Below are 10,451 nucleotides of genomic sequence, written 5' to 3' on the forward strand. Positions count from 1 at the left end.
GCTGTTTCTCCGGCTGATTAACGCAAGGTGTCATAGTAGGAACGAATGTGATCGGTTTCGCGGTAACCCTTCTTATCTTCAGGGGCCGGTTTAGCCGGTACATCATTCGTTGCGGCAACCGCCTGACCGGCAGTCATCGCTGCCAGACCGGCAACCGCACCACCTGCGGTAAGCGCTTTCAGAAACTGACGGCGTCCCGCCTGTTTCAGGTCTTTTTTATTGTTGTCAGTCACAAAAGTTCTCCTCATTTCCGCTTGATCACTGTCGGATTTAGCGGTACCGACCGTGATCCCTTTGCCCGTAGGGCTTAGCAGTCTTTTGTTCTCTTCGCAGAGATCATTCTGTCTACTAACTGGTTTCTTTCTGTTATGTGTTTTACGCGACTGTTGCGGCTGTTTATCACCTGCTTTGTGAGCGGACGTCGGCAGCCGGAACGGGGTTCGTATTTTTTTCAGGCTTTTTTCAAGCTCTGTTGCTGGCTTTAGCAGCCTTTTATTTTTTATCTTTCTCGTACAACTTTGTTTCTTACCAGACTTGTTCAGTTCTGGTTGGTTGGATAAGCGAAGCGCCATCCGACAGCTGTTGGACTCGGTATTGTCGGAAGGCGCCTGGCGGCTTTTCCGACCTACACCGTTGTTTAATTGGGAATATGATTTCCCTTGATTTCTGTCGCCTGGATCTCATCACTGATGGCACCAAACATATCGCTTTCAAAATCAGTAAAAGCGCGACACAGAGTGCCAACGCTGCTGTAAAATACGGCGGCATTGGCTTGCTGAAGGTCTTTGGAAAAGCGCTCGATCCAGGCACCGATATGGCGGTCATAAAAGGCTTTCTGGGTGTTCAGGGTATTACCGCTGGCGACCAGATAAGCCATCACCTCAAACAGGGCGGCGGCGTGGTCTTCCGGTTCTTTCACATCTTCTGCACGTTCGAAACCCAGACGAATCAGATCCTGTCGCAGAATCGCCAGCGGGGTTTCCATCAGAGAGCCGGTCAGATACCAGGAGCCATAAGGCACCAGCTCACCACGACCCAGGCCGATAAAAAGTTCCTGATATTCATCTTCCAGTTGCTCTGGATTGGCATGACGGGCTGCCAGTTGCAGGGTTAACCAGGCTTTGCCCATATCGGAGCTGTCCTGATCATCTGCTTCCAGTGACTCCAGCCACTGCATCATTTCAGGGCTGGGAACCTGACGCAGCAGGGCCGCCAGCAGGCTATAAATATCCGCGCGCAGTTGATCCTGTTCAGTCAGGGCAGGGCAGAATTCAGCAGTCATAGTGTTATCTCCCTTACAGGTTCAGTTGAGCGCTAGGGTCTGCAGCCAGACCCCGGTAAATATCTTTCACGCGGCAATCTTCACAGCGCTCCAGGCGCTTGATGGCATCACCGGCAAACATGGCATGACCTTTCAGCTTCTCTTTCATCATTTTGACGGTGCTGGTCGGGGCGAAGGCTTTACCGCAATCAATACAGCAGAAAGGTTCATCTTTGTTGATGACACGTTTTTCATCGCGCACTTTACGATCAAAGACAAAACGCTGTTCACGGGTTACGGATTTTTCAGGGCAGGCCGCTTCACACAGACCACACTGCACACAATCGGCTTCAAGGAAGTTCAGTACCGGGGTGTTTTCTTCCGTGCTGATACTGCCGGTGGGGCAAACTGCTGCACAGGACATACACAGGGTGCAGCTATCACTGTCGATGCTGATCTGACCAAAAGGTGCGTTACTGCTTAGGCTGACTTCCAGCGGCTGAACATCGGCAAACTGATGCAGGTGATTGAGCGAACCTAACAGGCGATCACGCTTGCTGGGTTCTTCAAATTGGCTGCTGTAGTTGATATGGATATTGGCCGGAACCTGAACACCTGCGTCCGTTACAAACTGAGAGTGGTTCAGTTGTTGACTGTCGCTAACCAGCTGGATCGCTGTTTTGGAGTAACCCAAAGATTCCAGCAGTTGTTGGCTTAACTGGATTTCACGATTCAGCAGCTGGATCAGGCTATCAGGCGTGCTGTTATCCGTTAGCAGGATAATCTGCTGACAACCCTGGCTGAACATATGCATCCAGAGTTCAATGCCTAGGTTAGCCACTTCTTCCAGCGCTACAGGTATTAGATTTGGAGCCAGATTCGCCTGATCAATTTCTGTCTCTTCACCGTATAGAACGATCACAGGGTTTAAGCCACCCTGATCGCGATACATCTGCAGCAGACGGGTCATATAGTCCGCCATCATGCTGCTTTTAGGCATGGCGTAGCTGATCGCACCGGTAGGGCAGGCGGTAGAACAACTACCAGCACCGTGACACAAATGCGAATCCACTTCGATCTGTCGATCGATACTGCTGATCGCATCCGCTGGGCACACATCCAAACAACGGGTACAGCCGGTTAAACCCCGGCTGCTGTGTGCACAAATATCGGTGTTGATTCTGAAGTACAGAGGCTTCTCAAATTCACCCACCATATCCGGCAGATCCGTTAGCACCTGCTGCAGTTGGCTACTGCCGGGGGCAACATGGAAATAACCCGGTGGTGATAGTTCCTGAGCCAGTGCCGGTTCGCGGCCCAGATCCAGAATCAGATCATAATGGCTGCGCTGAATCAGCGCCGGAGCCAGGGAAACCAACTCCATTGCCGCCAGTGCCTGTTCGGCAACTGTTTTTTCTGCAGCAGTCTCTTGTTCTGATTGCTCAGAAGCAGCTTGAGTGCCTACAGCCGGTAGAGTGCCTACAGCCGGTAGAGAGTCAACAACCTGAGTCGGTTTTACGGTCAGTTCAAACTGTCCCAGATAACCCTCAACACTCTCAATAGAGCCGTAAGCTACCGGTATCTGCTGGGTATCGGTTAACGCCTGTTCCAGCAGTGGGTTATTCATATCCTGAACGGGATCAGTAATCAGTAGGGAGAGGCTGGCAACCCCTGACTCTTTATTGCGCAAGAGCTGCAGGGCTGCCAGCCGGGCGAGATCGTCTGCACCGATAATCAACAAGTGACCGCCAGAATGGTAGGCGATACTCGGTGCTGCCAGATTTTCCGGACGTGACAAGGCCGTCAACGCGGCTTGACGCGCATTTTGATTCTTTAGCTGCTGTTCATTGAACTGAGCTGTCATGGGGTTTCCTCATCCGCTTTGATGCATCAAAAACGGTGGCATTGCTCGTTATTTTTGCTTTTTTATTTTTTTCGTGTGCTCTTGGGCACACTGGTCGGCTTTTATCGAGGTTCAGGTTTTCGAGAAAAGTCACTAAGCAAGAAGCAAATGCCAGACCTGTTGTTGTGAAAACAAAACAACCGGTTCACCGTTCGGTTCTGGTGGTAGTAGAAGACTGACTAAAAACAGGGACATTTTGTCCTAGGTAAAAATGACCACGGGAAAAATGACCCATTTTGTCTAGGCCGTGTTTTGGGTGCTTGCTACTTCAGAAGGTGTTGAAATATCAGACTTAAGTTGATCGTCTTCTATTAATTCATTGTTTTCCTGAGGCTTTATTGCACTTTCGTCGTAAATTTCAGGGTCGATGGGCTCATCAGATTCTGTTGCTGACCCATGGGTTTCTGTCATCTTGTCCAGCATCTCTTCTGGGTCTTTTTCATCCACCCAGGTGCGCAGGCTGGCCGCTACCTTCTCCGATAGGGATGGCATGATGCTGAAGTCATCGTCATAATCTTCCAGGCCATCACGCAGGTTAAACTCCGGGCTTAAGAACATCGCTTTAAGGGCTTTTTTCCTCAGCTTTTCGCTGACGTCTTCAGAGAAGAAGCCGCTGACATCGCTGTTGCCGTCCAGTGTCGTTACATCGGGCATATCCTCATCACTGAGAGGTTTGGCCTGAACGTCACTAATTGACGCATCTGTATGATCAGTCGATGCTTGGTGGGCAACGGGGAGGTCAGTTGAGGCTTGCGCCAGATCATCCCCAGGCAGAAACGCAGATTTATCAGGATCTGATTCCTTTAACCCTACCTGTTGGATGGTTGTTTTTTGCGCTGCCATATGATCAGCATCATCAATAGCAACCTTAGGCGTAACACCTGATGCGTTATCTACCTGATCAGTCGGCTCTGTTACCGGCTCTGCAGGCGTCTGTTCCTGCTTACGACGGGACCAGCGGGATAGGAAAGAACCTTCGCTCATAGGGCCTCCCGCTGCTTTTTCTTGCCGCCTTCAGCATAACGACGCTTTTTCTTATGCTCGATCAATTCACCGTGTTCCGCCATGTAGGCTTCCAGCCAGCACTGAATCGCTTCCGGCATCGGGGTTTCCAATACGGAGTGCTCACCGTCCAGCCATTCACCAGCGACGTCCTGACAGGCGGTGATCTCATTGGGAATCCAACGGTCGTTCTCTTCATCCTCATCACACTGAATAAACAGGTGTGGTTGTACAGAGGTCAGGTTAAAGCGATACGCCGAGCGCTCGTCCCGGTAGAGCACCAGATCCAGAAAAGTGGTCAGATCGGTATCACGAGGTTGTTGCAACAGACTTTGTTGCCAGCTGTCCTCATCGGGCCACAGTTGTTTTACTTTCCAGTTCAGGCTGGTCCAGCGGCCACGACTGATCTCTTCGGCAACCAGTTCAATGCCCAGCCGCCAGCTGCTTGGCGTGCGGGCAGGTTTTTTGTCAGAGTGTTTATCAGAAGGGGTATCAGGGTTGAGAGTCATAGGTAATCCTTGCTCACAGAAACTTTTTATCGTTAATCTTTTTATCGTTACTCAATAGAGGGCAAGGAGTGAGCCAGTGCGGGTAGGGAAAAGAAGGGAAATTAGGGGGAGAAAGGCAGAGTTTGCGACAATCCTGCTTTTGGACATTCCTGAATGAGATTGCATGTCTGCTCAGGTCAAATACAATTAAGAGATAACAGTCTCTAAGGAAACCACAATGAACTTAAAAGCCATTGAAACTGAGGCGCTACAGCTGTCAGAAAAGGACAGGGCTGAGCTGGTAAGAAAACTGGTATTAAGTCTGGATCAGCCATCTGATGCAGAGTTGGAAAATGATTGGTTGGATGAAGCAGAGCGGCGTGCTAAGCAGTTAGACTCTGGTGAAGTGCGTGGAGTACCTGCTGAGGAATTCTTGAAAAAAGCACGGGCACTACTTAAACAGGGATAAACATCTCAAACAGGAATAAAGCACCAGAATGACAGGATGTCGATATGAATTATATACTCCACCCGTCAGCCGAGGCTGAGCTGTTAGAATCCATTTCTTATTATGAAAGTAAAGCGCCTGGTATCGGGAAAAGGTTGCTGGCAGAGTTTGAGCAGGCTATGTCCAGCGTGTGTTTATCACCAAAGCTTTATCCGGTAGCTCGTAAGCCTAATATCCGTAGAGCTTTACTTCCAACATACCCATTCTCCATTATTTTGCGTCAATCTGAATCAGAGCAGATTCAGATCCTGGCTGTTGCCCATCAGAAACGCAGACCCATGTATTGGATTAGCCGAGTACAATGAAGCTTTTTACTGGTCAGGGAGAAATAAAAATAACCCACTGGAGAAGCTCAACAGTGGGCACCAGAGAAAGGTCTGGATTTAGTTTCCAGTAATGAGGGTACTATTGTGTGAATAGCCTTGCTGGATAGATCAAAACAAAGTGATCAAGCGATTAGGGCTCAGGGTAAAAAAGCGCCGTCACCGTCAGGTGCGAGCCAGTCGAACAGAATGTCGAACCGAACGGCGCAGAACAACCCCAAACTGTTGTCCGATACATGGCAGCTAACGGGACCTATTACGGATATCGTGCAGGGTGGCACCGTTAAGGTCGGACAACATACCTATATAATGCAACCGTGGTGCCAACTTTTGGCATGATTCAATTCTGTCACAATCACTAAAAGACTTAGGAAAAAAAGGGAAATGATTTGTCGCGCGACTTTATGGGGCAGTTGTATTGCGCACATGCGGAAAAATGGGCGTAACTACCCAGTTTTTCAGCCTTTTCTAAAATTACAGCGACTGGAGATAAGTCTTTTAGTGATAAACAGAAGGGCTTTAATCGATGGATCTCAGGTAGCACAAAGCATCTCAAACCGGCCGTGATAGCTGCTTGAGGTTGGAAAGTAAGTTTTCGCCTCGGTTAATGGCTATCCAAACTGTTGAGATCTATACCGCTCAGTCACATAGAGACGCAGTAAGAAATCAAGCGGCCTGTTCCAGCTGCTGCTTTTTATATTCTCCCGGTGGGATGCCCAGAGCACGGCGAAAAGCACGCCTAAAGGCGGTTTCACTCTGATAGCCCAGCTGTTCACCAATCTGCCCAATACCTTCTTTGCCATGTAAAAGCCTCTGGCAGGCGATACGCATACGCCAGTGGGTAACATAGTCCGCAGGGGTATAACCGACAACACGTTTAAATTGCTGACTAAAAGCGGTGCGAGACATACCCGCAGTGTGTGCCAGATTTTCCAGGTTCCAGCTAAAGGCCGGATTCTGATGCACAGCAGTCAGCGCTTTCGCTAATCTGAGATCAGCTAAACCACCCAGCACTCCTGTTTCTATAGTGTGATGGGCGATGATATAGCGCAACATCTTGACCAAAAGTACCTCGGCCAACCGATTTAACACCACGGATTGACCACAGCGAGGTTGCAAGGCTTCCAGGGTCATCAGTTGGATAAGCGGGGCCATATCGGAGCTATCGAACTGAGAGCCAGGAATAGGCAGGGCCTGGGGCAGGGTATCCATCAACATGTTTTGGGTCTGGTCGCCAAAAGCCAGATTAATATGACTCAGTTCCGCGCCATTTACACTACTGATAAAGCGACCCTTACCTTGAGGCAACCACAGCAGATCGCCAGGTTTCAGATCAATGATTGTGACACTATTGAGTACGCCAGACGCCTCAGAGCCCGAGTCCGCAAAAAACATCTGAACTTGAGAACTACCGCTATTTTGCAGATAGATCACCGAGCAATTGTTTTCACAGTGCTGCTCCAGGCCGTCACCGGCTGACAGTGTAATAGCCGTAATACCGTGGGTGATTGGAGGGTAGACCTCAAGCAAAGCGGTTAGTCGGTCCATGGCGTGGTCTCAAGATTGTTTTATTGATAGCTGTGATACGCTTTATAGTAGAACAGGTTGTCTACCAGAAGAAAGTGTTTACTTCGGTTACCTGTTATTGGTGGTAATCGGATCTTTCTCGGTTATAGAATATGGTCCATCAGCACCAAGTATCAGCTAAATTGGAAAGAGCATCAGATATGGATATCCGTAACATCAGTGAACAAGATTTACCTGCCTGCGCTGAGCTGTTCGCTCAGGTGTTCTCACAACCTCCTTGGAACGAACCCTGGAGTCAAGAGGCCGCTTTACAACGCCTCAGCCACTTTTATCAATCAAAAGGGTTTACCGGCGTATTGCTTCAGGATCACGGCTTGCTCGGGTTTGCGCTAGGCAATATAGAGCCTTTCTATTTTGGCGATCTGTTTTACCTACGGGAGATGTGTGTTGATCCAATGGCCCAAAACGCTGGCAACGGCCAACGCTTGATGCACGCATTACAGGAGACACTGCAACAGCAGGCGGTAAAAGGGATTTATCTCACCACAGAGCATCAAATTGCAGCTGCCAGCTTCTACCAAAAGCAAGGTTTTCAGCCCAGTGAAGCCATGCGCTTCTATTCTAAAAGGATAGAAGCAAACATTTAGCAGGATGGGGTCTTGGCCAGATAGCGCTTTAGTCGACCGTTTTTCAAATAGCGTGCCTGATCAGCCTGAGAAAATACCGGAGTTGCCCATGAATAGAAGACAGTTTCTCTTACTGAGTACACTGACGACCTTACTAACCGCCTGCGGTAAAAGCACTCAAGCGGCAACAGAGCAAAAGATGATAAAACAGGCCGCAGTGAAACGGTACTGGTCATAGGGGCAGGAATATCGGGGCTGGCCGCCGCTAATAACCTGAGCCGTCAAGGCTATAACGTCACAGTATTAGAAGCCAGAGACCGCATCGGAGGCCGCATTTGGACCAGTCGTGTCTGGGACGATATTCCCGTTGATTTAGGCGCGTCGTGGATTCATGGCACACAGCGCAACCCATTGACTGATCTGGCTGACGAAGTAGGGGCAGTCCGCTCACAGGCGACAAATTACGATAACTCAGTGGTGTATGACACTAACGGCACCGTGCTGAACTCTGACAGTGAAGAAGAGATGTATGGGTTGTTTGAACAGCTCGCCGCCATTGTCGAAAATAACGCTGAACGGCACCAAACCCTCGCCGAAGCAATTCAAGCCAGCAACCTGTGGCACAGCCTCAATAGCCGACAGCAGCAACAAGTATTGCACTTAATCAATACCACAATAGAGCACGAGTTTTCTGGCAGTTACCGGGAACTATCGGCCTACAACCTCGATGATGCTGAAGCTTATAACGGTGGTGATGTGATCTTCCCCAATGGCTATGGTCAGCTGACAGACTTTTTAGCATCAGGCCTGGATATCAGGCTCAATCAGATCGTACAAAAGATCAGCCATAGCTCAGAGGGCGTTATAGTGCGTTCCAATCAAGGAGAGTTCAGCGCCGACAGAGTGGTGATCACTCTACCGATAGGCGTATTGAAAAGTGGTCAGGTGAGCTTTGAACCACCGCTACCCCAAACCAAACAACAAGCGATCTCAGCAATAGGCTCTGGTTTGTTGAATAAGTTGTTTCTAAGATTCCCTTATCCCTTCTGGGACACCGACACCGAGATTATCAACTGGATTTCACAAGAGCATGGCCGCTGGAACGAATGGCTGAATGTGGCTTTCTATATTGATAAACCCGTGTTACTCGGCTTTAACGCCGCAGATTATGCCATAAAGACCGAAGGCTGGAGCGATGAAGAGATCATTGAAGATGCTATGGCCGTGTTAAGGACCATCTATGGCCGAAATATCCCACAACCGGAGAGTTGGCAACTGACGCGCTGGAACCGAGACCCTTACGCATTGGGTGCCTATTCATTTAATGGCATTTCAGACGGCATCCCTGCAAGCATTCGATCCCGTCAAGCACTGGCACAACCGATTAACCAACGTCTGTTTTTTGCGGGGGAGGCCACGTCTGAAGACTTCCCAGCGACCGTACATGGAGCCTATATATCCGGGCTTATCGCCGCCGAACAGATATCCGATCTTTAACTAACTCACACAGGGCAGCTGTATGCTGCTCACACATAAATAGCCAGAGGGTTCGCCCTGATTACAGACGTTAAAGCACCAGCATCCCCTCATCGATAGCATTAAACTTATCGCACACACGCACCAGAGAATCCGCACTCAGCGCCGGTACACCATAAACCTCCGTTTGAACCCCATCCTGCTTAACCCGCTCCAACAACAGATCAAAGTCACCATCCCCAGAGAGCAATACAATCACATCGACCTTCTTAGCCGCATCCAAAATATCAATCGTGATACCCACATCCCAATCACCCTTAGCAGAACCATCACTGCGCTGGATAAAAGGCTTTAGCTTAACGTCAAAACCGATATGCTTGAGTGCCGACTGAAACTTCTGCTGCCCGGCATCGCCACTGTCAATCGCATAAGCATTCGCCAAAACAATATCGCCCTGATAACTCAAATGTTGCCAGAAACGACGATAGTTAAATGACCGACCGTAAGCCTGACGCGTGGTGTAGTAGATATTCTGAATATCAGCAAAGACAGCAATTGACTTATTATTTTTATCCGACGTGTTCTCTTGGCCTTGCATTCTTTACCTACTTTGGTACGCAATGGGATGATAAATACGACTGTGGAGTGATGCAGCCAGAAAGAAAGCCGCAACCGGCTTCACCAGAATAACTGCGAACAGCATTATAACAGGCCGCGCTTTCGATCAAAAAACCAATGGCTATGACTTTTGATATCGATTCGTAGTGACTAAGAGTGCAAGAGGGGAGAGTATGCCCACCCATAAACATATTGCCTCAATCCCATTAACTTAGATCAACAAAACAGCTGATGCTAGGGTTTTCCCTAGGCTAAACCACATCGAAAAATTGATATGCTACGTTTTAAGAAAAATCAATGCGTTAGCGATGAATAAGGGCTGTTGTAAGTTAGGTTATCAGGTTGTATGGATGGCAACCCTGAAGGGCTGGCAGCTTAAAGCGGTTAACCTTGCAAGCTTCATAAGCTTGCAAGGGCGCATGAATAAAATAATGAGATGGACGCCCCTCTATACTTCCCATAGGTCGGTATAAATCAGTAGAGGGTGCAGCAATGAAACAGTTATCTGTTATTGGTGTTGATTTAGCAAAGAATATTTTTCAAATTCATGCTTTAGATAAATTAGGGCACTGCTGTTTGAAGAAATCTTTGAGAAGAAGTCAGTTTCTATCGTTTTTTGCCAAATTACAGCCTTGCTTAATAGGTATGGAGGCTTGTGGCGGTTCTCATTATTGGGCTAGAGAGTTGATCAGTTTAGGGCATGATGTTCGCCTTATGCC

At 48.7% G+C, this 10,451-nt stretch carries 12 protein-coding genes and 1 pseudogene; 6 read left to right on the top strand and 7 right to left on the bottom strand.

All coding sequences use genetic code 11. From position 1 onward, the window contains the following. Positions 1 to 17 precede the first annotated feature (17 nt). The 5 genes from H579_RS0116950 to H579_RS26175 all read right to left on the bottom strand — a co-directional run bounded on the left by H579_RS0116950 (position 18) and on the right by H579_RS26175 (position 4,675). Positions 18 to 233, bottom strand: coding sequence for a twin-arginine translocation signal domain-containing protein (locus H579_RS0116950; RefSeq protein ID WP_245583296.1), 216 nt, complete (start codon positions 231 to 233; stop codon positions 18 to 20). Between the two features lie 404 nt (positions 234 to 637). After that, a complete protein-coding gene (locus H579_RS0116955; RefSeq protein ID WP_028301680.1) occupies positions 638 to 1,282 on the bottom strand; it encodes a TorD/DmsD family molecular chaperone in 645 nt (214 codons plus the stop codon). Positions 1,283 to 1,295: 13 nt separating this feature from the next. Continuing rightward, the gene (locus H579_RS26165) at positions 1,296 to 3,125 is read right to left on the bottom strand and encodes a 4Fe-4S binding protein (protein WP_028301681.1); all 1,830 of its coding nucleotides are present in this window, start codon (positions 3,123 to 3,125) and stop codon (positions 1,296 to 1,298) included. A gap of 279 nt (positions 3,126 to 3,404) precedes the next feature. After that, complete coding sequence (locus tag H579_RS28040) at positions 3,405 to 4,148, bottom strand: DUF3306 domain-containing protein (protein WP_051227767.1); 744 nt, start codon at positions 4,146 to 4,148, stop codon at positions 3,405 to 3,407. Beyond that, positions 4,145 to 4,675 (bottom strand): DUF3305 domain-containing protein, encoded by a 531-nt coding sequence (locus H579_RS26175; protein WP_036566515.1) that lies wholly within the window; start codon positions 4,673 to 4,675, stop codon positions 4,145 to 4,147. Before H579_RS26175 ends, H579_RS28040 begins: the two co-directional genes overlap by 4 nt. A 217-nt stretch (positions 4,676 to 4,892) precedes the next feature. Between H579_RS26175 and H579_RS0116975 the strand changes: the two genes are divergently transcribed. Beyond that, a complete protein-coding gene (locus tag H579_RS0116975) occupies positions 4,893 to 5,123 on the top strand; it encodes an addiction module protein (RefSeq protein WP_028301682.1) in 231 nt (76 codons plus the stop codon). 44 nt (positions 5,124 to 5,167) lie between these two features. Beyond that, a complete protein-coding gene (locus H579_RS0116980; protein WP_028301683.1) occupies positions 5,168 to 5,467 on the top strand; it encodes a type II toxin-antitoxin system RelE/ParE family toxin in 300 nt (99 codons plus the stop codon). A 684-nt stretch (positions 5,468 to 6,151) separates the two neighbouring features. Here the strand turns inward: H579_RS0116980 and H579_RS26180 are convergent. After that, the gene (locus tag H579_RS26180; protein WP_051227769.1) at positions 6,152 to 7,033 is read right to left on the bottom strand and encodes an AraC family transcriptional regulator; all 882 of its coding nucleotides are present in this window, start codon (positions 7,031 to 7,033) and stop codon (positions 6,152 to 6,154) included. Positions 7,034 to 7,212: 179 nt separating this feature from the next. Here H579_RS26180 and H579_RS0116990 point away from each other — a divergent pair, with 179 nt between their 5' ends. The 3 genes from H579_RS0116990 (at position 7,213) to H579_RS26185 (ending at position 9,135) form a co-directional block, all read left to right on the top strand. Next, complete coding sequence (locus H579_RS0116990; protein ID WP_051227771.1) at positions 7,213 to 7,659, top strand: GNAT family N-acetyltransferase; 447 nt, start codon at positions 7,213 to 7,215, stop codon at positions 7,657 to 7,659. An 88-nt stretch (positions 7,660 to 7,747) separates the two neighbouring features. Beyond that, on the top strand, positions 7,748 to 7,876 hold the full coding sequence (locus H579_RS29900; protein ID WP_281167062.1) for a hypothetical protein: 129 nt from the start codon (positions 7,748 to 7,750) through the stop codon (positions 7,874 to 7,876). A 17-nt stretch (positions 7,877 to 7,893) separates the two neighbouring features. Continuing rightward, positions 7,894 to 9,135, top strand: coding sequence for a flavin monoamine oxidase family protein (locus tag H579_RS26185; protein ID WP_281167064.1), 1,242 nt, complete (start codon positions 7,894 to 7,896; stop codon positions 9,133 to 9,135). Between the two features lie 70 nt (positions 9,136 to 9,205). Here the strand turns inward: H579_RS26185 and H579_RS0117000 are convergent, their stop codons facing one another. Next, positions 9,206 to 9,712, bottom strand: a complete 507-nt coding sequence (locus tag H579_RS0117000) for an NYN domain-containing protein (RefSeq protein WP_051227777.1) — start codon at positions 9,710 to 9,712, stop codon at positions 9,206 to 9,208. Positions 9,713 to 10,224: 512 nt separating this feature from the next. Between H579_RS0117000 and H579_RS29200 the strand changes: the two are divergent. Further along, positions 10,225 to 10,451 (top strand): annotated as a pseudogene (locus H579_RS29200) (IS110 family transposase); the annotation flags it as partial.

This window comes from Oceanospirillum beijerinckii DSM 7166 (assembly GCF_000422425.1).
In the GTDB taxonomy this organism is placed as follows: domain Bacteria; phylum Pseudomonadota; class Gammaproteobacteria; order Pseudomonadales; family Halomonadaceae; genus Oceanospirillum; species Oceanospirillum beijerinckii.